30 protein-coding genes are annotated in these 24222 nt (G+C 59.9%); 3 read left to right on the top strand and 27 right to left on the bottom strand.

Annotated features, from left to right (window positions below):
* Position 1: 1 nt before the first annotated feature.
* The 6 genes from LCH97_RS04520 to LCH97_RS04495 are packed head-to-tail and all read right to left on the bottom strand — an operon-like array spanning position 2 to position 9186.
* Positions 2-4666 (bottom strand): host specificity factor TipJ family phage tail protein, encoded by a 4665-nt coding sequence (locus LCH97_RS04520; RefSeq protein WP_227303611.1) that lies wholly within the window; start codon positions 4664-4666, stop codon positions 2-4.
* Positions 4657-5055, bottom strand: coding sequence for a hypothetical protein (locus LCH97_RS04515; protein ID WP_227303609.1), 399 nt, complete (start codon positions 5053-5055; stop codon positions 4657-4659). The genes LCH97_RS04520 and LCH97_RS04515 overlap by 10 nt, the downstream gene beginning before the upstream one ends.
* Positions 5055-5531, bottom strand: a complete 477-nt coding sequence (locus LCH97_RS04510) for a DUF1833 family protein (protein ID WP_227303607.1) — start codon at positions 5529-5531, stop codon at positions 5055-5057. Before LCH97_RS04510 ends, LCH97_RS04515 begins: the two co-directional genes overlap by 1 nt.
* A gap of 42 nt (positions 5532-5573) precedes the next feature.
* Positions 5574-5924 (bottom strand): hypothetical protein, encoded by a 351-nt coding sequence (locus LCH97_RS04505; RefSeq protein ID WP_227303605.1) that lies wholly within the window; start codon positions 5922-5924, stop codon positions 5574-5576.
* A 32-nt stretch (positions 5925-5956) separates the two neighbouring features.
* A complete protein-coding gene (locus LCH97_RS04500) occupies positions 5957-8716 on the bottom strand; it encodes a phage tail length tape measure family protein (protein ID WP_227303603.1) in 2760 nt (919 codons plus the stop codon).
* Between the two features lie 56 nt (positions 8717-8772).
* Positions 8773-9186, bottom strand: coding sequence for a hypothetical protein (locus tag LCH97_RS04495; protein WP_227303602.1), 414 nt, complete (start codon positions 9184-9186; stop codon positions 8773-8775).
* A gap of 187 nt (positions 9187-9373) precedes the next feature.
* Between LCH97_RS04495 and LCH97_RS04490 the strand changes: the two genes are divergently transcribed.
* Both LCH97_RS04490 and LCH97_RS04485 read left to right on the top strand, forming a co-directional pair.
* Positions 9374-9628, top strand: a complete 255-nt coding sequence (locus LCH97_RS04490; RefSeq protein ID WP_227303601.1) for a type II toxin-antitoxin system HicA family toxin — start codon at positions 9374-9376, stop codon at positions 9626-9628.
* Positions 9625-9966 (top strand): type II toxin-antitoxin system HicB family antitoxin, encoded by a 342-nt coding sequence (locus LCH97_RS04485; RefSeq protein WP_227303600.1) that lies wholly within the window; start codon positions 9625-9627, stop codon positions 9964-9966. The genes LCH97_RS04490 and LCH97_RS04485 overlap by 4 nt, the downstream gene beginning before the upstream one ends.
* 53 nt (positions 9967-10019) lie before the next feature.
* Here the strand turns inward: LCH97_RS04485 and LCH97_RS04480 are convergent, their stop codons facing one another.
* The 15 genes from LCH97_RS04480 to LCH97_RS04410 all read right to left on the bottom strand — a co-directional run bounded on the left by LCH97_RS04480 (position 10020) and on the right by LCH97_RS04410 (position 19386).
* Positions 10020-10271: a DUF1799 domain-containing protein gene (locus LCH97_RS04480; RefSeq protein WP_227305262.1), complete on the bottom strand. Its 252-nt coding sequence runs from the start codon at positions 10269-10271 to the stop codon at positions 10020-10022.
* Positions 10272-10333: 62 nt separating this feature from the next.
* On the bottom strand, positions 10334-10648 hold the full coding sequence (locus LCH97_RS04475; protein WP_227303599.1) for a phage tail assembly chaperone: 315 nt from the start codon (positions 10646-10648) through the stop codon (positions 10334-10336).
* Positions 10649-10690: 42 nt separating this feature from the next.
* Positions 10691-11335, bottom strand: a complete 645-nt coding sequence (locus LCH97_RS04470) for a phage tail protein (RefSeq protein WP_227303597.1) — start codon at positions 11333-11335, stop codon at positions 10691-10693.
* Between the two features lie 71 nt (positions 11336-11406).
* The gene (locus LCH97_RS04465) at positions 11407-11751 is read right to left on the bottom strand and encodes a DUF3168 domain-containing protein (protein ID WP_227303595.1); all 345 of its coding nucleotides are present in this window, start codon (positions 11749-11751) and stop codon (positions 11407-11409) included.
* A complete protein-coding gene (locus LCH97_RS04460) occupies positions 11751-12290 on the bottom strand; it encodes an HK97 gp10 family phage protein (protein WP_227303594.1) in 540 nt (179 codons plus the stop codon). The genes LCH97_RS04465 and LCH97_RS04460 overlap by 1 nt, the downstream gene beginning before the upstream one ends.
* Positions 12287-12544 (bottom strand): phage head closure protein, encoded by a 258-nt coding sequence (locus LCH97_RS04455; protein WP_255619276.1) that lies wholly within the window; start codon positions 12542-12544, stop codon positions 12287-12289. Before LCH97_RS04455 ends, LCH97_RS04460 begins: the two co-directional genes overlap by 4 nt.
* A 66-nt stretch (positions 12545-12610) precedes the next feature.
* Entirely contained in the window at positions 12611-12955 is a 345-nt protein-coding gene (locus LCH97_RS04450; protein WP_227303592.1) for a head-tail connector protein, read from the bottom strand.
* Between the two features lie 2 nt (positions 12956-12957).
* On the bottom strand, positions 12958-13155 hold the full coding sequence (locus LCH97_RS04445; protein ID WP_227303591.1) for a hypothetical protein: 198 nt from the start codon (positions 13153-13155) through the stop codon (positions 12958-12960).
* A 56-nt stretch (positions 13156-13211) separates the two neighbouring features.
* Entirely contained in the window at positions 13212-14432 is a 1221-nt protein-coding gene (locus LCH97_RS04440; RefSeq protein WP_227303590.1) for a phage major capsid protein, read from the bottom strand.
* Positions 14433-14436: 4 nt separating this feature from the next.
* Positions 14437-15270, bottom strand: a complete 834-nt coding sequence (locus tag LCH97_RS04435; protein ID WP_227303589.1) for a head maturation protease, ClpP-related — start codon at positions 15268-15270, stop codon at positions 14437-14439.
* On the bottom strand, positions 15248-16522 hold the full coding sequence (locus LCH97_RS04430; protein WP_227303588.1) for a phage portal protein: 1275 nt from the start codon (positions 16520-16522) through the stop codon (positions 15248-15250). The genes LCH97_RS04435 and LCH97_RS04430 overlap by 23 nt, the downstream gene beginning before the upstream one ends.
* A gap of 9 nt (positions 16523-16531) precedes the next feature.
* Positions 16532-18211, bottom strand: a complete 1680-nt coding sequence (locus LCH97_RS04425; protein ID WP_227303587.1) for a terminase large subunit — start codon at positions 18209-18211, stop codon at positions 16532-16534.
* A 1-nt stretch (position 18212) separates the two neighbouring features.
* A complete protein-coding gene (locus tag LCH97_RS04420; protein WP_227303586.1) occupies positions 18213-18665 on the bottom strand; it encodes a terminase small subunit in 453 nt (150 codons plus the stop codon).
* 149 nt (positions 18666-18814) lie between these two features.
* Positions 18815-19057 (bottom strand): hypothetical protein, encoded by a 243-nt coding sequence (locus LCH97_RS04415; RefSeq protein WP_227303585.1) that lies wholly within the window; start codon positions 19055-19057, stop codon positions 18815-18817.
* Positions 19054-19386 carry an HNH endonuclease gene (locus tag LCH97_RS04410; RefSeq protein ID WP_227303584.1) on the bottom strand — a complete coding sequence of 111 codons (333 nt, stop codon included), beginning with the start codon at positions 19384-19386 and terminating at the stop codon, positions 19054-19056. Before LCH97_RS04410 ends, LCH97_RS04415 begins: the two co-directional genes overlap by 4 nt.
* Before the next feature lie 350 nt (positions 19387-19736).
* Between LCH97_RS04410 and LCH97_RS04405 the strand changes: the two genes are divergently transcribed.
* On the top strand, positions 19737-20480 hold the full coding sequence (locus LCH97_RS04405) for a hypothetical protein (RefSeq protein WP_227303582.1): 744 nt from the start codon (positions 19737-19739) through the stop codon (positions 20478-20480).
* Here LCH97_RS04405 and LCH97_RS04400 read toward each other — a convergent pair.
* Genes LCH97_RS04400 through LCH97_RS04375 form a run of 6 tightly spaced genes read right to left on the bottom strand, consistent with a single transcriptional unit; the run spans position 20472 to position 24219 of the window.
* Complete coding sequence (locus LCH97_RS04400) at positions 20472-20732, bottom strand: hypothetical protein (protein WP_227303581.1); 261 nt, start codon at positions 20730-20732, stop codon at positions 20472-20474. The two genes, LCH97_RS04405 and LCH97_RS04400, sit on opposite strands and share 9 nt — an antisense overlap.
* On the bottom strand, positions 20729-21106 hold the full coding sequence (locus LCH97_RS04395; protein WP_227303580.1) for a hypothetical protein: 378 nt from the start codon (positions 21104-21106) through the stop codon (positions 20729-20731). Before LCH97_RS04395 ends, LCH97_RS04400 begins: the two co-directional genes overlap by 4 nt.
* A gap of 23 nt (positions 21107-21129) precedes the next feature.
* The gene (locus LCH97_RS04390) at positions 21130-21576 is read right to left on the bottom strand and encodes a RusA family crossover junction endodeoxyribonuclease (RefSeq protein ID WP_227303579.1); all 447 of its coding nucleotides are present in this window, start codon (positions 21574-21576) and stop codon (positions 21130-21132) included.
* Positions 21573-21950 (bottom strand): hypothetical protein, encoded by a 378-nt coding sequence (locus LCH97_RS04385; protein ID WP_227303578.1) that lies wholly within the window; start codon positions 21948-21950, stop codon positions 21573-21575. Before LCH97_RS04385 ends, LCH97_RS04390 begins: the two co-directional genes overlap by 4 nt.
* Positions 21947-23344, bottom strand: a complete 1398-nt coding sequence (gene dnaB, locus LCH97_RS04380; RefSeq protein WP_227303577.1) for a replicative DNA helicase — start codon at positions 23342-23344, stop codon at positions 21947-21949. The genes LCH97_RS04385 and dnaB overlap by 4 nt, the downstream gene beginning before the upstream one ends.
* The gene (locus tag LCH97_RS04375; protein WP_227303576.1) at positions 23344-24219 is read right to left on the bottom strand and encodes a replication protein; all 876 of its coding nucleotides are present in this window, start codon (positions 24217-24219) and stop codon (positions 23344-23346) included. Before LCH97_RS04375 ends, dnaB begins: the two co-directional genes overlap by 1 nt.
* Positions 24220-24222 lie beyond the last annotated feature (3 nt).

Raw genomic sequence — 24222 nt, 5'->3', positions numbered from 1 at the left:
TTTACATATATGCGTAGCCGACGGTGATGCCGCTCGACTCCTGCTTAGGCAGGCCGCTGATGACGAAGCTGCCACCATCATTGGCAATCACCACAGGAACGCCACCACCACCGGTCAACCACAGCGTCAAAATTACCGGCCGCCCACGCCCATGCCAGATGCCGACCGGCACTGGTCGCCAGTCAGCCTCGCCGGCGCGGGTGTAGTCGATAAATACCGAACCTGTCACCACGTTACCCAGCATGCGGCTATCGATACTGCCGCTGCCATCCGCGTTGATCTGGAAACCGCCCGCCGTACGGATAAAAGGCTGCGAGCCGGAGGCATTCAGATTCACGAAGGCCGTCCAGCTGCGGCTGTACATCACCCCCGCAGTGAGCGTGCCGACATCTGCAGTGATGGCAGACAGCTGCCCCACGGCCAGGTCAGACGCCTGTACCTGCGACTTTGTCGACAACGCACCCAGGCCGGCTACCCGCGATACATCGAGCGCCTTGCCCGCGCCAAAGATAACGGCACCTGCCGCATCTTTTATGGTCAGCCCACGGGTGTTGATCTGGTCTGCATCCACACTTTCGGATGCCAGCACGCGACGGCCGGACAGCGTGCCGTCGATGATCAGATCACCGGCAATCCCCACGGCCGGCGCGCCACCGATGCTGCCCACAGTGAATACCTGCTTTGGCGCATTGCCATTGGGCAGCGCCACCGTGAATGCATCGGCCAATACGCTGAAAGCACTGCCCTGCTGGCCGTTCAGCAAGCCGATACCGGCCACGCGCTGCTGGCCATCCGCCGTGGTGACAATGCGCACCGACCACTTGCCTAGCACGCCAGATACTGCATCTGCCCGTGCAGTGGCCTCCTGCTGAACCGCCGCAGAAGCCCCATCCACAGCAGCCTGCACGGTATCGATGCGGGATGCCAGGGCACTATCTGCCGTGACACGCGCAGCAGCTTCTTGCTCTATGGCCGCCTGCCGTGCGCCTTTTTCGGTCTGGAGGTTGGCCGCAAGCGTGGTGACTTGCTGACTTACCGCCGTATCGCCATCCGCCCGTGCTTTCTGCTCGACCAGCAGCGCCGCTGCTGTGCCACCCAGCTGCGCATCCAGCGCCAGCCGTGCCGTGGACTCGGCAGCCAGGCCATCGGCCACTGCCTTGATATCGAACTGCGCACGCGCCAGCCCCAGCCGTGCCGCCCGCGCCTGCTGCTGGCGGCGCTGATCTGCCACCAGCCCGGCGATGCCGCTACCCGCCAGGGTGTCCACTTGCTGCTGCAGGCCGTCTACCGCCTCGCTGTTACTGGCCACCGCGCCATCGGTGTAGGCAAAGGCTTGCTGTACGGCCAGGCTGATGCCGCTTTCCAGCTGCGTCAGCTTGCTCTCGGCCGCAGTCAGCCTGCCGCCTTGGCTTTCTACGCCAGACACGGCGGTGGCCAGCTTGCCGGCCTGCGCATCCAGCACCAGTTGTACGTCGCGCAGCTTGGTATCCACGTCCGTGGTGATCTCGGCGGTAGCTTTCAGCTTGATCTGGCCAGTAGCTGGGTCGATATCCAGAATGGCGTCAAACGCGCGGCGGTTAAACCGTGCCTCGCGGCGGCGGCGATCCGCCTCGATCAGCGCCGCGATACCGGCCTTGGCGGCCTGCTCGGCGGCCTCATTCAGCGCAGGGATCACCCGCGTAGCCACGTCCTGCGCCGTGACAATATCAGTACGCAGCAGGCCGTCCAGCGCCTCGCGCGATACCGAGCCATGCAGCTGCTGCAGCAGGATGGACGGGTCTTTTACCGTGGTGGCAGTGGCCACGGCCGCCGCGCTGCGATTACCCCAGCCGTCGACCAGCACCAGCTCGTACTGCCAGCTGATGCCCACCGACAGCCCGGCATGGGTCCAGCGGTCTGCCGGATACGCCAGGCTGGTGAGCAGAACCTTGCCACCACCCGCCGGCGTGCCATACAGCACGACACTGGCAATATCGGCCTGGGCGGGGTACTGCCAGCGCAGGCTGATCTGCATGGCCTCGCCCATCGCGGTAAAGCCGGTAACCGCCAGCGGCGGCGCACCGGCGGCCACGATGGTGATGCTTTCCGATACGGGCGCACTGATCGTGCCGCCTGTAAAAACGGCGGCTACCTGTACGTCGTACGCCCCGGGCTCGACATCTGCCTGCCACTGCTGGCCAGCTATGAGCGCCTCCGCCCAGGCACCACCTGTACGGCGCCAGCGCAGGCGGTACTGCGTCGCACCGGCTACGGGTGGCCAGCTGGCAGACAGCACCGGCACGCGCCGCTTGTCCACGGTAATGCGGCTGGACTCGGCCAGCGCCACCCAGCCCAGCAGGGGAAGGTTGGCCGCACGGGGCGGCACATATACGTATGAGCCCGACTCGGCCGCGTAGTACTCGGGCAGGTAGTCCACCGCGGTGAAGCGGAAACCATCCCCCGTAGGCGCTACGTCGGTGATCTTGACTTGCTTACCTGGCTGCGCGGCTTCGTCGTAGAACCACAGCCAGTCATACGGCACAGTGTCCGACTCGGACGGCACAGGCAGAGGGCCGTAATCATCAGCGGCCGGGATCAGGTCACGCAGCTGCAGCGTGCTGCTTTGGCCAGTACCAGGCTGCACGCGGTAGGTGTAGTAGCGGCCATCAGGGAAGCGCACGCCGACATAGCCACCGGCAGACAGCGGCACCGCTTTATCCAGCACCAGCGCGCCGCGGCTGCCGTCCAGTAGCCGACCGGAGTGCGACCAGCTGACCATGTCGTGGCTGATCATCACCACATCGCCTTTACCAGCGACCAGCCCTTCCTGGTCCGTCTCCCAGCTGATCTTGCGGCGCAGCAGATGCTGCGCGGCGGCCAACAGGTTAGCCTCGCGGCCGGCCATGTCTGCACTGGTGCAGCCCGCAAAGTCCAGCGTAACCTGGTTGCTCGGATTGACCACTCCTGGCACTACCTTGCGCACACTGTCGGCTTCCCAGCCTTTGGCGGCGTTGGCGAAGGTCACGATGACCTCGTCAGCCATCTGGCCACTGGCGTAGCTGACGCGGAACGAGCCCGCAACAATGTTGGCCGGCCCGAAGGTGGCCACGTAGGGCAGGCTGTCGTCATCCCACACCACACCGTAGCGGCCAGACTGCCATGTCAGTTGGCCACGGCCGCAGCGGGCAAGCTGCTCGGCCACGGTCTTGATACTGGCTGCGCGGTCCAGCACCAGGCTGCAGGTGAGGGCTTTGCGATCGCACCAGGCGGCAAACTGCTTGATGCTGGCGATATCTATGCGGCTGTCCGGCAGGCCGGCACCCCAGACACGGCGACCGCTAATGAAGCCACCGCGCAGAAAGTACAGCAGCAGCCATGCCGGGTTCTGGCTAACCTGGCTCACCCAGCCGCTACCCGTCCATACCGGCACCGCGATCTGCGCCACGGCGGACAGCTCTTCCAGCGCGCCGTTCAGCTGGCTGCTGGCCTTGATCTTGATGCCGACACGGCGCTGGCCGGTATAGTCGGCGCCGTCGTACTGATGGGTACGCAGCTGGGCCAGGGCAAACTGGCTTTTTTGGCGGCTGCTATCCACATCGGCACTGGTCTTGCGGATGCGCACTTCGTACTGGCCGCGGCCAACTTGCAAGAAGTGGCTGGCACGTACCACATTGACGGCATTGCCGTTCAGCACAAAACTGCCGGCACCAAAAGCTGCCCACGTAGACGCGCCTACCGACCGATACTGCACGTCGTAGCCGATCGCTTGACCATCCACACCGCCATCGTCGCGGGCGTAGTACGCCACGCCCTGGATATCCACGCTGATGCCGATGCAGTCCGCACTGGTCGTGCGGCTTATCCAGCCATCAGCCTGGGCGATCTCGCGGCCGGGCTCGGTATCCACGTTGCCAAACTCGGCCGGCAGCTTGCCGTCAGCACCGGCGTGATAGACGGTGACGCCCTGGTAATCGCTAAGCGGGGTATCGCCCAGCTTGAAGTCACCCAGCTGCAGATCGGACTGCAGGCCGAAGTGGAAGCTTTGTAGCAGGTATTGGTCTTGCCCCTCGAAAACCGTATACGGCTGGCCGGCCAGATCTGGCACGATACGATGCCTGCCCAGCACCAGCGGCATTGGCTCGAACGGGCGGACCCGGTTGCGGGCGCCGGTGAGGCTATAGGTTGGCGACTGCTCGACGCTGCTGCTATTACCCAGCGTACCTGCTGAGGCAGTCGGTGGCGGCAGCACGGCGTTCACCAGCATACTGCCGGCGATCATGATGCCGGCCTGAGCAATGCCGGCATTCGTCACGCCTATCGCGGAAAGAAAGCCCCATTCGGTGCCGACTGCCGCTTCGGCCAAAGGGCCGGCCGCCACGGCAATGGCTGCCAGCGCCACGGTGCGCAGCACCTTGCCGGCGCCACCACCGCCGCCACCGCGCACCACTGCACGAATCAGGATCTGGTCGTCTTTGCGCAGCCGGTATTTTGCCCAGGCTTCGCCCAGTGGGCGGCCATTCACCATGATGGCGTGCGGGTGGGTGTCGACCTCAATGCCGAGGCGGCGCAGGTAGCCACCCAGCGTTTCATTGCGCTTCGGCGGCAGGGTATACACCTGCCGTCCGGAGGTGGTCAGCGGGTGCGGCAGGTAGGCCGCACGCACGGCCTGCGGTACGGTCATTTCCATTTGTAAAATCCCTCGATCACGCAGTCGTCAACAAAATGCACGTCACCGCGCTGGCGCAGCGGCTGGCGGATGACCTCGCCAAAGCCGTCGTCGGCGTGCAGTACGTACCAGCGCCCGCCCATGTCGCACATGACGCCTATGTGCTGCAGCCGGCCACGCGCCAGCATCAGCACAGGATGGCCTTCGATCGGCTCTTGTACGCGCTCGGCCACGCTATCGCGGTGCGTGCGTATCTGGACATTACGGGCGAATGGCTGGGTGGCATGCTCGGCAGGCAGGGCTACTTCTAGCCCCAGCACCTCACGCGCTACGGCCTGGGCCAGCGCTGCACAGTCGGCCACGCCAGGCAGGTACTCGCGCCCCATGTAAGCGTCAGACCAGTGCGTCATCAGAAGCACCCCGGGGCGGTTTCTGGCCGGTAGCTGATGGCCACGGCCTGCAGGTTGAGGAAATCGACATAGCCCAGCGTGGCGGTGACGGCCGTCTGCGACACCTCGATGCCTGACATGTCCAGTGTGATGTCGTACTCAATCACCGACGGCTGACTGCGCAGCAACTGCATAACGCGGCACTGCGCGCCGATACCGCCGCGTGACAGCTCAATCCACTGCACCAGCTCGCGGCCGATGTTGTCGATGGTCAGCTGTGCTTGCGGTACGCGGCCTTCGCTTTCTTCCGGCAGCTGGATGTCGAAGGCGCACGCCAGAAAAAGGCGGCCTTCCACCGTAATATCCTGCGTGTCGCATACCACCCGCACCGGCTCGGCCAGGTCGGGATGGGTGATTTCCAGCAAGGTCAGCAGCGGCTCACTTGCCGACGTGGCGTTCAGATTCAACCGGGCGGCGTTCGACAGGTTGCGGGGCATTTCTCAAGCTCCAGAAAAGCAGAAGCCCCGCACTGGGCGGGGCTATCCGATGGTTTCGAGGGTGGCCGGCGTTGACCACAAATCCGGCCTGCCTTGCGGCTTCCAGCGCAGCTTCTCGGTAAAGCGGGCACGCACGGTCCTGCCACGTATCGGCAGGGTGAACCACGCACTGCCACCGGCTAGTGCCTGGCCGAACCAAGTGTCGAAGGCATCGCGGTTTGCCTGGCCGTCGATCAGCAGGCTGCAGCTACGCGTCACGATGGGCGTGCTGCGGGTTGGCCGCTGCTTGGGCAGGCCGCCGTCGGTGTCGGTACGCTTCAGACCGTAGTCGATGACCTCTTCGAAGTCGGCCTGGCCGATACGGACGTAAGTTGGTAGTGAGGGCATTGTCATGGCGCATCCTGAAAAAGAGGGCAGAACTACAACTACCCGCGCCTAAGTCGATAGGCGTTTTCGAAGGCGGTCGATACAGGGCCGCCTCGCTTCACATCTTCCAGCATCACACCAATCACCCATTGCTTGCCATCCCATTTGGGCTGGCTGGCAGTGGCGTTCACCGGTTGGCTGGATGCATTGGTTACATTGACCGATACGGCCACTGCCTGCGTGCCTTCGCTACTGGAGCGCACACCTAGCCGGCCTGAGCTGTCCCGAGCCAGCGGCATGATGGCCTCCGGTCCCGCTTCACCAAACAGCGCCATGGGCGCGACGGTAGGGGCGGTCGCTATCGTGTTGGTGAATGCGCCGCCGGTGGCGAAGGCCGTCAGCGGTTGGCCGCCAGCAAATGCATTGCCATTGGCGCTAGCGAAGAAACTGCTGATTGTTTTGCTGATGTCAGTGGTTTTGAATGCGTCCAGCCCACCTGCAATGGCCTTCTGTATTTGGATGCGTACGATCTGCTCCACCACCGAGTTGGCAAAGTCCTTCCAGCCTGCCTTGCCGGTCATGAAGAACTTGGTCAAGTTGTCTTCCATGCCCTTGGTGATAACGCCAAAAACCGATTGAATGGCCGCAGCGCCATCGGTGGCGCGGCGGGCATAGTCCTCAATGGCACTGTTTAGCGCTTTTGCTGGGTCACGGCGTGCTTTCTCTAGGTCCTCCGTATCGCCCACAACAGCCTTGCGCAGCCGCACTTCTCCGCGCAATTGCTCCAGGTACAACTCACTCTCTCCTGCGGCCTCAGCCTTGCTAAGCGCCTCCTCTGCCAACGCCACCTTCCTCTGGGCAATCTGTCCAGCGCTCATGCCCAGGATAATGATTTGCTCTCGTATCGATTCAGACTCTGTCCGTATTGATGCGTTTCTTGTTGCGGCATCCTGGACCAGCTGTGCCGTGTATTCGGCTTGCGAGTTTTGCCAATCATCGGTAGCTGCCTTTAGCTCATCAAGAGCCGTAAGCTGCGCCTCCACTTCTTTCAGCTCTTGTAGTTTTATTTCTTGCTGTAGAAGAGGTGCACGCTGAGCATCGGTTTTTGCCTTCCTCAGTCGCTCCTGCACTTCCAGCAATTTCTCTTGAGTCGCTGTCAGTTGACGAACGGCAGAGTCCTCCGAGAAAAAAAGGTCGATCTCGCGGCGGCGTGCGGCAATGTCGGCCTCAATGCTAGCCAGGGCGCCGTCACCAGCAGAAAGCCCGGTGCGGGCTTGCTTGGGCTTCTCCTCATATTTCTTGGCGACGATGCTCTTCGCCTGTGCTATCTGTGCATCAGACAAGGGCTTTCCATCGGCAGCTAGCGCTTTTGCCCAGCGATCGACCTCGGCCAATTCCTTGGCCATTTTCTGCGCCTTGCTAGCACCTGACTCCAGCAGTTTGTTGAACTGCATCTGGGCATTAAGGCCAGCGCGGCGATTTGCCTCGTTTTCCCCTTGCACGGTAGCGGTCTTACGGTCCAGGCTCATTGCCAACTCAATGGCTTTGCGCTCTTGAATCAGCGCCGCCCGATCTCCTTCGGTCAGCTCCATTCCGTCACGTCGGGTACCGCCGTAAAAGCCGCTTTTCAGCTTTCGATCAATGGCATCAAGCTGGTCTTGGTAGGTCTGTTTTCGTCCGAAATCTAGCAGTGCATCGCCAGCCTCGTTGATCTTCTGCTTAATGGCTATCCAGCTTCGTTCGATGATTCCTAGGTTGGCTTCCATTTCCCCCGTGCGACTGGACAGCGTGTCGAAGAACGTCAGCTGCGCCAGGTTGGCCGCATCCGTTTCCCGGCCTTGATCGATCAAGGCTTTAACCTGCTCGTAAGTGCTTGCCGTCAGGTGGCGCAGGCTTTCATCTAGCTTGAGTGATGCGCCAACTGGGTCTTTACCAAGCTGCTCGAACTTGCCGACCACATCGGCCACCGCTTCACCGGTAACGGCGGACCACTTCATCGTGGCTACTGCAAATTTCTCCAGGTTGTCAGCGGATACCTTGCCCGTGGCGACGAGGGCGGTAATCGCCTCCGCAGAAGCGGCTCGCGTACCGTCTAGCTCGTCCATCCGAGCCGCCATAGTCTCCAGCTGATCTGCGGTGGCACCTGCCGCATTGTTTGTCATGATCAGGGCGTCGGCGAAGGCCCTAGACTCACGGCTGCCCGCGTACAAGCTATATGAGAGAACCGCCGCAGCGGCAGCGGCGATAGTGAAGGGATTGACCAACCCCATGATGTACTGACCCATGGCCTTGGCTGCAGCACCCGTCCCGCCGAACATGTCCTTGATCTGTCCGCCTTGCTGAATAAACACCAGCATCGGGTTTTGGCCGCCGGCCAGGCTGGTGGCAATGTCGGTGAATTGTGCGGGCAGGGTGCGCATGGCATTGCTCATCTCGCCGGCTGTTATCCCAGATTGCCGCTGGCGCGAATTGACTTGGTCTAGCTGCTCCAGATAGGGCTTCAAGCGAGAAGGATCAACACCGCGCTGCTGCGCCAGCAGAGTGTAGTACTCGGACGTAGTCTTATTGCCAGCCTCCAGCATGGCGATTTGGCGCTGAATAGCGTTAGCGATGCTTCGCGTTGATGCCTCGATGCGTTTTTCCGCGCTCTCGGTACTGGCGGGAATCTGGCCAACGCCATCAGCAGCTGTCTGGCCTGCTGCCTTGGCGCGAACGCCCAAGGTATCCAGGGACTTCTCGATACGCGCAACACCCGCTTCCACGCCAGTGTCACGCATTTCGACCTCTACAACACCCTTGCCGATGGTCGTATCAGTCATGCTTTTCCCCAAAAGAAAAAGCCCCGCAAGTGCGGGGCTATGTAACGGCTATTGGCCTATTCCATGTAATTGATGGGTCTGTTGGTAAAACTACCATCAATCCATTCCATGCGTGCAGGATCCTGTATGTTCCCAAGCGCTCCGTCATTAAAAATGGCGACGTATAACTTCTCTCCCACATAGGCGCCGTAGCTATTCTTTGCATTCACAGAGAATTTCACTGCATATCCGGTCCACTGAATACCACCGTCGGCAGCATTGTAGTAGGCCTTTTTGGGCGCACTGAGGATTCTGTACTGTGCACTGTATGGGTCTTTCAAGAAGCCCTGCATTCGATCTTTGATCTGCTGTTCGATATTGCTAGGTGACTGGCCATAGCTTGCTGTCTGCTCTGGATAGCGGTAATGCACCTGAGCGCAGCCAGATTGCAGCGCGATGACTGCAATAGCAACCGCAAAAAAAACACGCATAAACCCCTCCATCATTGCTTGGAAATGACGGAAGGGTACACGAATGCCAACCTTCTTTAAACCGGATTGTTAAGAAGCCGCCCACGGGCGGCTTTACTCTTTTTTCATCGCGTGCGTCTTCTTGCGCCATGCGTCTTTTGCAACAAAAATCCTTTGCTTTGGTACTGTTTTTTAGTACCATAAACAAATGAAACGCAAACACCAAGCCACCCTAGAGCAGATTTACAGTCGCCCCGTCAGCGGCACAATACGCTGGAAAGATATCGAAGCGCTCTTCGTTGAGCTGGGCGCCGGGATAGAAGAGCGCGAGGGGTCCAGGGTGGGTGTTACCCTATTTAGCCAGGTGCGCGTGTTTCATCGCCCGCATCCGTCACCAGAGACGGACAAGGCTGCAGTAGCATCTATTCGTAAGTGGTTAGAGGAAAACGGAGTTAAACCATGAACAACATCATGATCATCAACGGCCAGAAGGCTACGGTGTCTTACGATCCCGAGATCGAGATGTTTCGCGGCGAGTTTCTCGGCCTGACCGGCGGCGCCGATTTCTATGCCGCAGATGTGGCCGGTCTCAAAGCAGAGGGCGAAGTATCGCTTCGCGTTTATCTCGATATGTGTCAGGAAAAAGGCATTGAGCCCTACCGGTCGTATTCAGGCAAATTCAATGTGCGCATTGCTTCCGCGCTGCATGCTGTTGCTGCCATGTCTGCAGCTGCGCAAGGCAAGAGCCTGAACGAGTGGGTGGCAGATGCCATCGAAGACCATGCAGGCCATATGGCCTGAGTGGCTCGGCCAGCAGTCGAGCACTGGCATGAAGAAGCCGCCCACGGGCGGCTTTACTCTTTTCCCTCCGCCAGCATAGCCAGCACTTCGTCTTCCATCACCTGGATGTCTGCTTCCAGCTGGTCGTAGGCGTCCTTGTCCAGCTCCATGCGGTCCATCATCCAGTACATCACGCTGTAGTCGAGGCCGACCGCTCCGCCCATCCCAACCCGCCACTGGGTACGCAGCCGCCGCAGTAGCAACACGGCGGGCCAAACGTCCGGCCAAACCTCTACCGGTGCGGCTGCAACGTCATCTGCCGTCAGGCCGAACGCATCCAGCTTGCTGACATCTGCTTCAGGCTCGAACAGGGCGCGGGCGGCCTCTCTCAGTTTCCCAGGCGCAGGCCGGTCAGTTTTTCGAAGTAGGTATTCCAGATCGAAACGGCAGCTTGATGGTGCTCGCTGACCAGGCGCTTGATATTGGCTTCGTTGAAGTCGTCAGCCAGGTCCCAGCCGCTGGCCATCTCCTTGACCAGCGCCACGTCGTCTTTGCTGCCAAGCTGTTCGGCCAGCGCTTTCAGCTCGTCTTTGTTGCGGTGCTTGAACACCATTTCCACTTTGGCCGGTTCACCTTCTGGCTGCGGAATGGCTACCACCGCACGGAAGGTGGGGGCGGGAATCAGGACCAGTTTGCGGGCCATGTTGAACTCCAGATTGCACCCCGCCAGCGGCGGGGCGGTGGGTTAGTAGCGGGTGAATTTGGCTTTAAGCGGCATGCTTGCCTCTACCGTCATCACGCTGCCTTTGCCGAGCTTTGGCGAGTCGTTGAAAGACACGAGGCAGTTGTAGAGCAGCTCACCACGGCCAGCAGGCAGGATGATGCGCAGAGCGATTGGTTCTTTGGCCTCATCTGCCGCACGCAAGGTGGCGTAGTAAGGCTGGCTCGGGTCATCGGCCATGGTCAGTTTGATTGCTGCTGCAGATTTGCCTCCAGGCGCCTGCTTTTCATCTTCATCTTCCAGGAACTGCACCGTGACGAATTTGGTTTCACCACCAGAGGTATCGACAGTCAGCACTTGGGGCACGTCCTGCCATGCCGAGATTTTGCGGAAGCTACCGGTGACACCGACCGGATAAATCGTGGTCTTGGTGCTGTCGATACCTTCCAGTTTGAAGGTGTCGGTAGCAGGGGCGGCACCCACCTTGACGATGCGGTCGGTAAGCTTCGGCCAGGTAGCGGTCAGCTCCAGATAGTCACCGGCAGACAGGCCGTGTGCGGCAGAGGTTGCCACCGCAGGCGAGGCATTGCTGATCGCGGTGATCGGCTTGGATGCTGCATAGAGGCTGGCCACTTGTACGCGGCTGCCATCTGGGAGGGAGAAAGACATGGGCGTCTCCTAAAAATGAAAAAGCCCGCGCGCGGCGGGCTGGTTGGTGCTGTAAACGTTGGCCGTGTCGGTCAGGGCACTGCCAGGTAAAAATCCTGCCGGAACCCGTACAAACCCTGCACCGGCTCATGATCAGCAACGGGGCCGGTGGCGATTTCGGCGAACAGCGGTGTATCGACCATGGCGGCTTGAATCTGGTCGCGCAGCTGGCAGGCTGCCAGCCGGCTAACAGCCCACCAGGTGAGCTGAATGCGCGGGCGGGTGGTGCTGCCGACACCCCCCAGAAACTGGATAGGTTGGCCGCCGACCTGCTGCCAGATGAGGTAGGGCGGTGCGACATCTGATGGCGCCGTGTCCGGGTATACCTGGCCGGCCACCAGCGGTGACAGCTGTGCCACCATCAGTTCTTCCTGCATCAGTCTTTCCCTTCCATTTTGTCCCGCATGCGCGCCAGTGCGGCCTGCAGAGCGGGGTTGATCTTGGCATCGTACGCCGGCCGTATGTACGGCTTGGCCGGTACCCACACCGGCCGCGACAGTGCGCCGGGCAGGTCGTAGATTGCCGGATCAAGCACGCCGAGCGTCTTGTTCTTGGCGTTGGGCTTGGTCTTGGCCTTCATTGGGCGGCCGTTGACGATCTTGTTGTACCGCCAGTGCCCGTATTCGATGTGGTGCCAGTGCGGCGCCAGCCGCTTGTTCACGCCTATCAGGTAAATCTGGCGCCCGGCTGCCGAGCGCTTCTCATCGTAGTAGCGGTAAATTGAGTCGCGCAGGCGACCTGATTTCTCGGGAACCTGCTGTTTCATTTCATCAGCCAGCACCCGTGCGGCAGCTGCGGCTCCGGCGATCATCACCTCGCCGCGCACTTTGTCTGCCAACTCATGCAACCCGCGCACAATCGCCGAGTCATCGAAGCCAATCCCGATGGCGTCGCGGCCAACTGTGGCTTTGGTCATGGCGCGGCCTTCACTTCAGCTACAGCCAAGTCGATGAAGTCGCCACTGGCCGCTGGCAATACGGCACGGATGTCGTACAGCACGCCCTTGTAGCGCACGCACATGTCCGTGGTCACCGCACGCGAACGGATGCGGATGCTCGCGGTAGCCTCCGCCGTCTCTTTGTCGGCCCGCACGAACTCGCGCCCACTGATGAAGCGCACGTTCGCCCAGATCGGGGGATTTTCTGACCAGCCCTTGATGGGCTGACCCATGCTGTCACGGCCGGTAGTCGTGTACGTGAGCAGGGTGATTCTGTGCTTAAGCTGACCTGCGCGCATTTACACCCCCGGCGGTATGCGATGCGGCCGCAGCAGATCACGCGCGCCGCGCGGCATTTCTACCGCCGAGACACCCACCGCCACGTCCTCTCGGTTCATATATAGGTGGCCAAGCGTCAGCAATATCGCTGCACGAATGGCGTAGTTCACCACGATGGGATTCTCTCCCGCTGTGCCTGCCGTTTTGGCCGTATCGAGGTCTTGCTGAGTGGCAAATACCTGGCGCCCCAGATAGTCGATGGCAGATTGTTCTGCGGCGCCAAGGTAAATCGTCATCAGCTCATCGGTCTCGTCCTGCTCAACACGGCAGTGCTGCCTGGCAATATCGAGGCTGATGAGCTGCATGATTATTCACCCTCGTTCTGCGATTGCTCTACTGCTTCGCCTGCCTGCTGGCGGCCAGTGGTTTTCTTGCCGGTCAGTACGCCGAGCTCACTGGCAGCTTCTTCCAGCTCGGGCGGGCATTCTTCACCAGCCTGAAATTCGGTCGGGTAGATTTCCTGGTTCTTTACGCCACGGAAAGGTTTGCTGAAGTACTTGGGCATGTTCGCCTCCATGAGAAAGGGCGGCCGAAGCCGCCCTGGTTAGTCTCTACGTCCGTTTACGCGGCAATCTGCAGCGCACGCAGCGGTTCTGGATTCAGCAGGCCGCCACCGACACGCTTGGTGGTGTAGAAGCTGACATACGGCTTGTTGGTCAGGTTGTCGCGCAAAACACGGATGCCGATGCGGTCGACAATCAGGTAGCCCTGTTTGTAGTCACCGAACATGATAGGCAGGGCATTGGCGGCAACGTCAGGCATGTCCGGAACTTCAGTGATGGCATAACCGCCCAGCGTAGCCGGCACACCGGCCGCGTAGGATGGTTGCCACAGGTAGTTGCCCTGGCCATCTTTCAGCTTGCGGATGACCGATTGGGTCTTGCGGTTCATGATGAACGACGCGTTGGCCGCAAAGGCAGACGGCAGGTCGTAGATCAGGCTGATGATGCTGTCTGCGACAATGCCGCCCGCCGAACCGCTGGCCACCTTTGCAATGGCGCCGTACGGGTGTTTGGCGGCGTTGGCATTGCCGGCAACATAGGTCAGCAGACCGAAAGGTTTGTTCGAGCCGTCGCCAGCCAGGAACGCAATGTTCTCCTGCTTGGCGAACTCGTCTTGAACCTCACCGGCAAGCCACACTTCCAGGTCAATCTCGGCATCGTCCAGGATTTGCTGAGTGGCCGAAGGGTTGGCGTAGATTTCGCCGGTTTCGAACTTCAGTTGCTGGAACTGGCCATTGCCAGTGTTGGGACGTGCTGCTGCTTCACCCACCCAGCCACTATTCGCCGCGCCGATGCTGAACAGCTTGGAGAACGCATTGGTCGAAATCGTTTGGACTTGGCAAAGAGAGCGCATCGGGGATACCAGCTTCAGCTTGCTGCCGATGGTACGGTCCCACTCGGTAGGTGTCAGGAAGCCGCCGTCAGTATCGGAGCCCTTGTTCAGGGCGGCCTGAGCTTCGTTTTTCTTCATATAGGCCATGAAGGCGGCCGAGTATTCCGGATCGCGCTTACCACCATCAGCGCTAGCACCAGCATTCGCTGCCATCTTGACGTGCAGGTCTTCCAGCTCCTTTTGCAGACGATCGACGTCTGCGTTGATGCGCTCTACCTTGCCGGCTTGGTCGCCAGTCGGCAGGCCTTTGCGCATGTCTTCCAGCTGGCGGGTGTGTTCGGCGCGGAAATCAGAGAAGCTCTTTTGCAGCGCCTCTACTGCTGCTTTGACTTCTGGGGTGCCCTCGGCACGTACGGCCAGCAGGCCACGGGGAATTTGTTTGTTCATGGGTTCACACTCTCAAAGAATTAGTCAGGGATTGAAGCAGGGCTACTTCTTCGCCAGCGCGCGGCATGGCAGCTTCGGCAGCGCTCGGCTTGCCAGAAAAAAGGGTCTTGAGAACTTCGCGGCGGCCTGCACGGGTGTGGCCGGCTTTTGCCATTGCAGCTTCCACAATGGCCATGGCCTTTTGTTGGCCGCACGATGCTTCGGTATGGGAAAGCGATGACGATGGAAGCAGGCCGGTAGCGAAGCCGTTGGCAACAGCAGCCTCAGCGGTGATCCAGGTCTCCTTGTCCATCATTGCGGCTACCTCTTCAGCATTGGCGCCGGAGCGTTCCGCATACACCTTGGCCATGGCCGCATCGAATACCGCCAAGCGGTCGGCGGCCTCGGTGAAGTCGTGCCGGTTACCCACTGCGACGGCCCAGGCGTTGTGAATCATGATGTGCGAGCTATCGCCCATCAGAATCTCGTCGCCGGCCATGGCAATAACCGAAGCGGCCGACGCTGCCACACCAAGCACGCGTATCGTCACCCTGGCCTGGTGCTCTCGGAGCAGGTTGTAAATGGCCACCCCCTCAAAGAAGTCACCGCCAGGCGAGTTCACGTTCACCACGATGTCCTGCTTGCCAATCACACGCAGTGCAGCGCCAATACGGTTTGCCGTGATGCCAGTGCCGTCGTCTGTCTTTCCGATGCGGCCATAGATAGAAATCGACTTATCCGTACTGTCGGCTGCTACTACACCAGGGTCCCAGCGCTCTAATGCATCTGGGCGCATATCGAATTGGATGTCACCCAGTTGAATATCTGCGCGGATTTCAGGCAGCTTTATCAGGCACATTGCTGTTGTCCTTTTGTGTCATTGGGTTGCGCAGTTGATCGGCTGCTGGATCAGCAGAGCGCGGCATTTCAGACAGGCCACGCACCTCGTTCTGCGACATCCAAGGGCCGTGGCCGCCGGCGCCGAGCGCCTTCGTAAAGAAATCCGCTTGGTCTTTCAGCGTGCCGCGAAGCAGGGCGCGTTCATTGAATTTGAAGTACACCTGATCCAGCTCTTTGTCGGTCAGGAATACCCGCGCCAGCGCCTGTTCCCACGCAACAAACCATGGGGCAAGCGTGTACTGCACGAAGAAGATGGCAAGCTGTTCCACGCCACTACCCCAGCTTGTGTCGTCCATCATGAGCAGTGGGCGCGGCACGCCGTAAAGCCGGGCCACCTCTTCGATTTGGTGGTTACGGTTTTCGATTTGCTGAGCTTCAGATGCCGTACTGGAGAAACGATTGGCCTTGGCATTTTCTTCCAGCACCATCCAGCTGCCGGCATTCTCGGCGCCGCCGTAGTTATCCTGCAGCGACTGCTTCATGCGGCTATACGCCGTATCGGAAAGCGCATTCGGCACTTCGATTGCGCCAGTTGCCATGACGCCCGTTTTGAATACCCGGCTTGCTGCTTTTTCCGCATTCAGTGCCAGCTGGATCGCCTCGTTGGCCAGCTCAGATCTGGCCAAGCCCTTGATGCCATCAAGCGACAGATCGCGCAGGTGGAATACCTCCCTGGCTGGCAGGGTGATGACGTTCCCGTTATCCAGCCGCGTTTCGTAGGTCATGCGCCATTCGCTGGTTAGCTTCGGCGAGGTGTGCAGCGGATTTAGCGGAATCATCCTAATGGGGCGCTCCCCAGCCCAGATAATTCGGGCATATCCGTTGCCGTGGAGCAGGGCATGCAGTTGCAGCAGGGATTTCAGTTCAATCGGCGTTAGCCAGTCGTTCGGCTTCCGCTTGATGAGTCGATGCGCAGGGTGCTTATCCACGACGGTCTTACTATCGCCGTACTCCATCAAATTGACCGGCAGCATGCCGATGCCGTTGGAAATCAGAGACACGCACCGCAAGACCGCCATATTGCGCAGGCTGTTGGCACCTTGCAGGCTCATGCCGCCCAAGCCTGAGCGTATAAACTCAAGTAGCCGCGGGTCGTCCAGGCCGGTGAAGGTCAGGCTGGCGCCGGCTTCTGCTCGCACCTCGGATGCAGGGCGCGACTGCTCGGCGGTGGCCGATGGTGCGCCACCAAATAGATTTCTTAGCCAGTTCATGGGGAGGCCTTAGATAAAACGGATACCGCGGGATTCGTACACGGATGGGCCACGGGCAGCAGGGCCGAGTGCCATCAGTTGCACGGCGTTGAATAGGGCCATCAGCGGGTCAATCTTGGCTGAGCCGCTGGCTTGCTTGGTGATCAGGATGGCGTTGCCTTTCGGCTCCACCATGGCGTTACCGACACACCAGGCCATCATCGGGCTGGCATCGTGCACCAGCACTTCTTCAGCCAGCTTGCGCTCAGCAGTCTTGATGGCACCACCCAATTTCCAGCCCTGGCTGATACCGATGATTTTGTCCTGCGGTACACCCGCAGCAACCAGCGCATCCAGAATCGTGCCAATCCCAGCCGGATCGAGCCCCGCTTTGTCTAATAAATCGTCTTCTTCAACCTGGGCGATGTAGCTAGCAAGCTCTTCCACATCCTCGCCTATGCGCTTGACCAGCGTCAGATGGCCATCTCGGGCGAAGTCGCGCAGGGCAGGGGCAATTTCCTTTCGGCGCTCCAGTACGGATGGGTGTGCCCATGCATGCATCCAGGCAAGCCATTCACCCGTCTCACGATCGCGGCCAACGATAGCCAGACCCAGCAAGTCATCCAGGCCGCCGCCGTCTATGCCGGCGGTGATGACCTCGCTACGCTTGATGATCTGCTCCAGCGTCAGGCCTCGTCGGCCTTGCTGCAGCCAGAAGTCAGCACCGGCCCAACGGCCCATCCGTAAGGCGAGGCCGATTTCTACGTTGAGGTGTTTGGCCAGAATCTGTTGAAATGTGCCATCAGTCTTGTGCTGGTTCTTGCGTAGCTGGTCGGACAGCCATTCACTGCTAACCGACCGGCCCAGGTTCGGGTTGGTGATGTGGAAGTTCTCGGGCAGCAGATAGCCCTTGTCCTTCAGGATCTGCTCGGGGAACTCATAGAGCACGCCTAACGATCTCGGGTCATGAATCTTGCCGTCCCGCACGTCGCGGAAGTACTGCAGCTTGTCGCGGAACACACCAGCGGGTGGTTCATCGCTTTGTGTGGTCAGAAAGATTACCCAGCCTTCTTCGCGGGAAATCTGGCCGCCCAATGCCTCGATGAACATGGCCTCGGCGCCGGACTTCTTGCCGAACAGCCAGTGCTCGTCCACCAGGATGCGGCCAGACTTCTTGCCGGATACGGTGTCAGTATCGGCTGCTACCACCTTCATGGACGCTTTTGTGGTCCGGTGGGTGATGGTGCGTAGGTGATCCTGCACGTGGAACAGGGCAGACAGCTCAGGGTCTGCCCGCACCATGCCGGCGGCCGGCTTGAAGCTGTTGTCTGCTACTTCTTTGGTTGGCGCAAGGATCAGGTGCTCCTCATCGTTACGCCAGCACAGAATCACCGCCGTCAGCATGATGCCGGCGGCGATGGTCGATTTCGTGTTCTTCTTGGAGATCAGCAGGTAGTACTCGCGGATCAGCTGCCTGCCGGTCTCGGCATCGTACGCGCCGAAGATAGCGGCAACGAAGTCGAACACCCACTCATCGCTACACTCGCCGAAGGTGGGCTGGCCTGGCAGGTCGACTACTTTCAGCGCCTTGAAAATCTCCAGCGCGTAGGCTGCCATGTCCGGGTAGATGGGCGGCGGAATGATCGACTTGCGATTGATCAGCCGCGCAGCCCAGTCTGGGCACGCAGTAGTCCATTCTGGCGCACCCATATCATTTCCCCACTAGCCTGAGCGGCGGCGGTGGCGGGGCAAACTTGCTGCCACCCTTTGCCGCGTTCTCAGCTGCCTTCTGCCTTTCGTCTTTCTTGCCTTCTTCACCCAGCTTGCGGTGCGTGTACGGCAGCATGGCCTTGGCCGCATCAATCCGCATGCGCGGATCAAGCTTCAGGTCGTTCATCGCAGCCTTCAGGAATGCCATCGGGTCGCTGTGCTGCATCGCCTCGCTGAGGTTGAAAGTAGGGGCTTGATCGTCAGCTTTACCCTTCTTCCCTGGCGCTTCCTTGGCCGCAGCGATATAGGCCGCGATGTTAACGTCTTTAACAAGGCGGGCACCCGCAGCGGCGGCCGTTTTCTCGCTGTAACCAGCCGCGATAGCCGCTTCCTTATTGGATTTGCCGGCAAGTTTGGCATCGGCAAACGCCTTCTTCTTGCCTGTTAAAGCCATTAACAATTTCCTCCAGAGGGGAAAAAATCTGCGCGTGGGAATACGGGCGGTCTAGAGGGCCGGGTATCCCAGACTTTGGACCACCCCCTGGGGTGCTGACCGCCTGGGGAATGCCCAGCGCCGACCCACAGCGGGCCGCTGCTGCACGGTCAGGCCTTCGGCTCTACGTCATGGGCTTCGATGATCTCAACCTCAATGCGCGGCCTGGACGTGCCAAGGCTGCCTTCTTGGTAGGTAGTGGAAAACACCCGCGTCGTGAGGTTGGCCGCATCAGGCACCAGGCCAAGTTGACCAGCCACCGCATGCAGAACAAGGCGATGAAGCTCTTTCTCGTCAACATGCGCCCGGTGCACAGTACGGTTCTGCCGGTCGCTGCTTACACTGATACTCATGCTGCGTTCTCCTCGCGCTGCTTGTCGCCGCTATGGCAGGGCGTGCACAGTGCCTGCCAGTTGGCCCTGTCCCAGAACAGTCGCTTGTCACCTCGGTGGGCAATGACGTGATCGACCACGTTGGCCGCAACCACCAGGCCTTTCGCCTCGCAGCGTACGCACAGCGGGTGCTCGGACAGGTACTGCTTTCTGGCCTTCTGCCAGTCGTAGTCGTAGCCACGCTGGGCCGCCGTCATGCCCTTGGTCCGCCAGCCACCGGCCTGCATGGTTGGCACGCGCTCATCACGCATCACCTGCAGGGTGGGCTTGAGCGTCTTGAGTCGGGACATGGCGAGTACCAAAAGCAAAACCCCGCAGGGCGAACCGTGCGGGGTTGGGTGTCTTGTGTTCGGTGGGCGTAGCTCGACCACCACGCCGTCAATATAGCAGACCCTTGGTTTTATTGGGTTGTGGTCGGGCTGTTCGCATATATGCCGAAATCAGTTTTACAAGCCATTCTATGTTAGGGGACTCCACACCAGCCGGCGGAAAGTAAGCGAGTCACCGGCATGCTTTTGACGCTAAAAATGCTTGTAAAAAGCTCAAAATGCGCAAATTATATGCGCAATGTGTAGTCGTAAGGACTACCTTGCATACCTGCAAAGGACGATGTTTTACAATGGACTCTGACGGAGTTGTCATGACTATACAAATGGTATTTTACACGCAGATCGGAAGCATTCTCGCGTTCATCCTGAGCCTATTCGCACTTTACCGTCTACTGGTTAGCTCAAAAGATGCAACCATTGAGACACTGCGGCAGCAGCTAAGCTTTCTTGAGAGCAAGATCAAAGCTTCCGCAGATGACGCACCTGACGTACTCATGAATCGGATCGAGAAGCGCACAGCTCTCCTCGAAAAGGAGTTACAAGAAGCGGAGAAAGAAAAAGAACCGCTGATCGCAGAAATTGACGAACTTAAGAAAAAGCTTGCAAATCCAGAGTCATCCGATCAGCAACAGGATTTGGTAAATCAACTTGTTGCGGTATCGCAGCACGTGGCACTGTTGGATGCTGAGCGTCAGCAGCTATCACGTCTACTCAGCAAAGCCGAGGAGCCGTACTGGAAGTTTCTCAGCAACGCAAATGGGGAGCTGTCGCCTGGTCGAAGAGCAATTGTAGGTGACATCGTCTCCTACCTTGGAGCAGACAAGGTTATTCGATCAGACCCTAAGGAACTAATGACTTTATTTGCTCAATTGGCAGCAGAAACTCGGGCCGCTGGGATGCATCCCAATGTAAATATCAACGGAGGTGCTTTTACCGGACTGCGTAGCGTCGGGATCATTAACGATAGAGATGACCTGACACTACTGGGAGTTTCTATATTCAAGTCAATCGCTAGAGAATTAAATCCCGCCGATTTGCCATTGAGATCAGCATAATTTCATCTGCAACCCATCGGCCGAGAGCAACGCATAAGCCTTAGCCACCCTCGGCCCTGGCCCTTCACGCTCACGCAGGGCGCTTTCCACCTTGCCCTGCGCCTGCAGCTTCACCAGCACGCTCATGATCTCGGCCTTTTCGAACTGGAAGTCGAGCGCGGCTTCCAGCTCGCCCAGGAACATCGGGCGTGGCGCATCTGCCAGAACCTCGCCTAGCTTAGCGGCCAAGCCATTGCCCCTTGGCTTCTTCATGCTGCACTCCGGTTCATTTCGCGCCAGATCCGGCCAAAGCGAACGGTGGCCGCACACAGAACCGTGTCGAATGCACTGGGCGACATGCCCAGGCTGCTGGCGATCTTCTCGTCTTCCATGTGCGAGCAGTAGATGTGCTTTGCCCTCAACACCAGCTTTTCCTGGTCGTGCATGGTATTCACCAGCACTTCGACCGCCTCGCCAGTACGCTGATCGTACTTGAAGCGGAACCGCTTCTCCATATCATCCGGGTACACATACCGGCTCGGGTCGTTCACCCAGCGCTTTTCGATGCCTGCGCAGGTGCGGCGCCAGTTGCCGGTGTCTACCGCCCAGGCTCCCCAGTGTTTCAGTGCTGCTGCTGGTTCGATCATGATTTCCCCCTTGGTCTTCGTGATCAGGCAGCGAACAGCGCGCCGTCGATGGGCGACACCAGCACTTCAACACCAGGCGTGCACGCATAGCGCTTGGTCATGTTCAGGCCGCATACCTGCACGTCGTCGTTCCACACCACACCGTTGATACCGTCGAAGATGGCTTTCACCACGTTATCCGCGTCTGGCTTCTTGGTCGGGTACACCAGGCCGGCCAGGGCCGCTGCTTGCTTACGCTTAGACCAGCTGGCCGGTACCGGCAGCAAGATCGCCATACGCACATTCACAGGGCCACTCAGCAGCGGGCGACCTTCCATGGCCTGCTGTGCGGCCAAAGCCACCAGCGTTTCGTAGCTGACGGTTTTCTCAGGCGTGTACATGCGGGCAAACTTGCCGCCGCTACTGGAGACCTTCGGGCGGCCTTTGCCTACCGGTGAGCCTGGAACAGAAAATTTAATGACGTTGCTCATACCAGTTCTCTCAGTCGTTTCTTGTCGATCACCACCACACCCGCCAGGGCCAGGCGCTCAAGCGTCTGCACGATGGCGCGGTTCATGGCGTTGCGGCGGTATTCCAGCGAGTGGCTGCGGCCGTTGTCGATTTCGTGGTGGCAGTGGATGCACAGCGAGGCGGTCAGGGCATCAGGGGCTTTCAAGGCCAGACCCTTGCCTTCGTTCCGGTGCGCTACCTGGACAGCGTCAGCGCTGCCACACAGTACACACTGCTCAATCATGCCCACTGCGGCCAACCAGTCGCTGTTTTGGCGGTAGTCATCACGGCGGCCAGTGCCAGGCGTATCGCCGGGGCGTGGCACGATCTTGCTGGGGCGGGATGTGCTGCTCATTCGTCAAACCCTCCACGCTGGGGGCGGCTTGGGGCGGTGGGCGTTGGCCGCCAGCCGGCTTGCAGGTTGGTCATGCGGGCATACTGGCCTTGCCAGCCCAGGCGCACTGGTTTGGGTTCACCCTGGCGGAACTTGCCGATACCCACTTCCACGGTGCCAGCGTCCGCGCTGTCGGGGTTGTAGTACTCGTCGCGGTACGGAAACAGCACGATATCGGCGTCTTGCTCGATAGAGCCGGAGTCGCGCAGGTCAGCCATCAGCGGGCGCTTGTTGGCGCGCTGCTCTACGTTGCGGGAAAGCTGGCTCAGCAAGATCACAGGGCAGCCCATTTCCTTGGCCAGCGCCTTCGTGGCACCGGTGATGTAGCCCATTTCATGGTTGCGGTTCTCGCCGTTGCCATGGTTCGGGCCACGCATCAGCTGCAGGTAGTCGATCACGATCAGGGAAGGGCGCCCGTGTCGGCGGGACAGCTGGCGGCTCTTGTTGCGTACCTGCTCGGGCGACAGGGCGGCGCGGAAGTCGATGTACATGCGCAGATCCTGCACCAGGCTGGCGTAGTAGGTCATGCGCTGCCAGTCGTCGTCTTCAAGCCTGCCGCTACGGATGGTGTCCAGCGAGATACCGGCCAGGCTAGCAATCTGGCGGTCACCCAGCTGGGTTTCGCTCATTTCCTGGCTGAACACGAATACCGGACCCACAAAGCGGGATACATGCTCCGCGATGTTCATGGCCATCACGGTCTTACCCATGCCTGGGCGGCCGGCAATGATGACCAGGTCGCCGGGCTGCAAACCCATCAGGCGAGCATCGAGGTCAGCCCAGCCTGTCGGCATGCCGTCCATCTGGCCTTCGGGCATGGAGTAGCGGCGGTCGATGTTGGCGATACAGCGCTTGGCCAGCTCCGTGGCGTCCAGGGTCTTTTCCTCGGCACCCTTGTCGGCGGTCAACATTTCCAGCGCACCGGCAGTACGGTCTACCAGCTCGGCGGCTTTTACGCCCTTCGGTGTCTGCAGCTGCTCCACCATCTCGGCAGTGATGTGGATGGCGCTACGGGCTACGGCCTTCTCCACGACGATATCGGCGTAACGGCGGATGTTGGCCGCAGACGGGGTGTTCTGTACCAGCGATACCAGGTATTCCAGCCCGCCCACGGTGTCAGCGTGGCCATGGGCTTGCAGTACCGCGGCCATGGTCACCGCGTCGGCGGGCTTGCCATCGGACAGCATGGCGAACAGGGCACGGGCAATCAGCTGGTGGGCACGGTCGAAAAACTGTTCCGGTACCAGGGTATCGCTCACCTTGTCCCAGGCGAGGTTGTCCAGCATCAGGCCGCCCAGTACCGATTGCTCGGCCTCCTGGCTGTGCAGCTGGATGAATTCGTTTTCGGCGCGCATCACTTCGCCTCCTGCTTTTTGCGGGCTTCTGCGGCGTTCATGGCCTGCACACCAGCAGTGGTGAGCTCGCATGTGCCGTCAGGCTTCAGGAACCACAGCCGGTACCAGTTGCGGCGCACGCAGGTACGGAACACGGCACGCCAGTCGGCGTATTGCTTGCCGTTGTCTTTGTACGCCTCACGGAACTCCACCCAGGCCAGCTGCAGGAATTCGATGCTGATGCCTGCATCGGCGGCGTATTCGAACACGGGGTCGTTTTCAGGGATCAGCTTCTCGCCGGATGCCTTGGCTGTGTCGCGCCACTGGGCAAAGGTCACCTTGGCGGATTTGGCACGGGGTGCACGCTTCGGCTTGGCCGGTATGTCAGCAGCAGATGGCTGATCACCGGAGGGGGATACAGGGGGAGTAGTACTTGTGTTTTGGTATTGTCTATTGTGTGTCTCGTTTTGATACGGTTCAGCGTATTGTTTTGATACGTTCGTATCGGTAGGCGTATCGTTTTGAACAGGGTCAAGATTCCAGCTGCTTGGAGCATTAACCGACACCAGCTGACCATGGCGACCCTTACGGGCAGATACCACATTCATGTCCAGCAGCTGCTGCAGGGCTTTACTGGCATTCGGGCGATGCAGGCCGGCCACCTCAGCCAGCTGGCTGATGGTGCAATCGTCTTCTACCTTGCCGTAACCAATGGTCTTGCGCACGATGGCCAGCGCCAGTTTCAGCTGGCGACCAGTCAGGTCTGCGGCCAATAGCGCGTCCATCAGCTCGTTAGGGATGGCAAGGAATCCGTCCTGCATGCTGGGTTTCTTTTCTGGGGCAGGGGCTGGCGTGCGATAGGCGGCCAGGTCTACCACTTTGCGGGCAGCGCTCATGGC

Source organism: Vogesella sp. XCS3, assembly GCF_020616155.1.
In the GTDB taxonomy this organism is placed as follows: domain Bacteria; phylum Pseudomonadota; class Gammaproteobacteria; order Burkholderiales; family Chromobacteriaceae; genus Vogesella.
Note: the sequence above shows the minus strand (reverse complement) of the source record. Positions and strands in the feature narration are given on the sequence as shown.

Excerpts from the sequence above, each read along its gene's own strand:
- LCH97_RS04520 (WP_227303611.1), bottom strand. The coding sequence starts at position 4,666 with ATGGAAATGACCGTACCGCAGGCCGTGCGTGCGGCCTACCTGCCGCAC.
- LCH97_RS04515 (WP_227303609.1), bottom strand. The coding sequence starts at position 5,055 with ATGACGCACTGGTCTGACGCTTACATGGGGCGCGAGTACCTGCCTGGC.
- LCH97_RS04510 (WP_227303607.1), bottom strand. The coding sequence starts at position 5,531 with ATGCCCCGCAACCTGTCGAACGCCGCCCGGTTGAATCTGAACGCCACG.
- LCH97_RS04505 (WP_227303605.1), bottom strand. The coding sequence starts at position 5,924 with ATGACAATGCCCTCACTACCAACTTACGTCCGTATCGGCCAGGCCGAC.
- LCH97_RS04500 (WP_227303603.1), bottom strand. The coding sequence starts at position 8,716 with ATGACTGATACGACCATCGGCAAGGGTGTTGTAGAGGTCGAAATGCGT.
- LCH97_RS04495 (WP_227303602.1), bottom strand. The coding sequence starts at position 9,186 with ATGCGTGTTTTTTTTGCGGTTGCTATTGCAGTCATCGCGCTGCAATCT.
- LCH97_RS04490 (WP_227303601.1), top strand. The coding sequence starts at position 9,374 with ATGAAACGCAAACACCAAGCCACCCTAGAGCAGATTTACAGTCGCCCC.
- LCH97_RS04485 (WP_227303600.1), top strand. The coding sequence starts at position 9,625 with ATGAACAACATCATGATCATCAACGGCCAGAAGGCTACGGTGTCTTAC.
- LCH97_RS04475 (WP_227303599.1), bottom strand. The coding sequence starts at position 10,648 with ATGGCCCGCAAACTGGTCCTGATTCCCGCCCCCACCTTCCGTGCGGTG.
- LCH97_RS04470 (WP_227303597.1), bottom strand. The coding sequence starts at position 11,335 with ATGTCTTTCTCCCTCCCAGATGGCAGCCGCGTACAAGTGGCCAGCCTC.
- LCH97_RS04465 (WP_227303595.1), bottom strand. The coding sequence starts at position 11,751 with ATGCAGGAAGAACTGATGGTGGCACAGCTGTCACCGCTGGTGGCCGGC.
- LCH97_RS04460 (WP_227303594.1), bottom strand. The coding sequence starts at position 12,290 with ATGACCAAAGCCACAGTTGGCCGCGACGCCATCGGGATTGGCTTCGAT.
- LCH97_RS04455 (WP_255619276.1), bottom strand. The coding sequence starts at position 12,544 with ATGGGTCAGCCCATCAAGGGCTGGTCAGAAAATCCCCCGATCTGGGCG.
- LCH97_RS04450 (WP_227303592.1), bottom strand. The coding sequence starts at position 12,955 with ATGCAGCTCATCAGCCTCGATATTGCCAGGCAGCACTGCCGTGTTGAG.
- LCH97_RS04445 (WP_227303591.1), bottom strand. The coding sequence starts at position 13,155 with ATGCCCAAGTACTTCAGCAAACCTTTCCGTGGCGTAAAGAACCAGGAA.
- LCH97_RS04440 (WP_227303590.1), bottom strand. The coding sequence starts at position 14,432 with ATGAACAAACAAATTCCCCGTGGCCTGCTGGCCGTACGTGCCGAGGGC.
- LCH97_RS04435 (WP_227303589.1), bottom strand. The coding sequence starts at position 15,270 with ATGTGCCTGATAAAGCTGCCTGAAATCCGCGCAGATATTCAACTGGGT.
- LCH97_RS04430 (WP_227303588.1), bottom strand. The coding sequence starts at position 16,522 with ATGAACTGGCTAAGAAATCTATTTGGTGGCGCACCATCGGCCACCGCC.
- LCH97_RS04425 (WP_227303587.1), bottom strand. The coding sequence starts at position 18,211 with ATGGGTGCGCCAGAATGGACTACTGCGTGCCCAGACTGGGCTGCGCGG.
- LCH97_RS04420 (WP_227303586.1), bottom strand. The coding sequence starts at position 18,665 with ATGGCTTTAACAGGCAAGAAGAAGGCGTTTGCCGATGCCAAACTTGCC.
- LCH97_RS04415 (WP_227303585.1), bottom strand. The coding sequence starts at position 19,057 with ATGAGTATCAGTGTAAGCAGCGACCGGCAGAACCGTACTGTGCACCGG.
- LCH97_RS04410 (WP_227303584.1), bottom strand. The coding sequence starts at position 19,386 with ATGTCCCGACTCAAGACGCTCAAGCCCACCCTGCAGGTGATGCGTGAT.
- LCH97_RS04405 (WP_227303582.1), top strand. The coding sequence starts at position 19,737 with ATGACTATACAAATGGTATTTTACACGCAGATCGGAAGCATTCTCGCG.
- LCH97_RS04400 (WP_227303581.1), bottom strand. The coding sequence starts at position 20,732 with ATGAAGAAGCCAAGGGGCAATGGCTTGGCCGCTAAGCTAGGCGAGGTT.
- LCH97_RS04395 (WP_227303580.1), bottom strand. The coding sequence starts at position 21,106 with ATGATCGAACCAGCAGCAGCACTGAAACACTGGGGAGCCTGGGCGGTA.
- LCH97_RS04390 (WP_227303579.1), bottom strand. The coding sequence starts at position 21,576 with ATGAGCAACGTCATTAAATTTTCTGTTCCAGGCTCACCGGTAGGCAAA.
- LCH97_RS04385 (WP_227303578.1), bottom strand. The coding sequence starts at position 21,950 with ATGAGCAGCACATCCCGCCCCAGCAAGATCGTGCCACGCCCCGGCGAT.
- dnaB (WP_227303577.1), bottom strand. The coding sequence starts at position 23,344 with ATGCGCGCCGAAAACGAATTCATCCAGCTGCACAGCCAGGAGGCCGAG.
- LCH97_RS04375 (WP_227303576.1), bottom strand. The coding sequence starts at position 24,219 with ATGAGCGCTGCCCGCAAAGTGGTAGACCTGGCCGCCTATCGCACGCCA.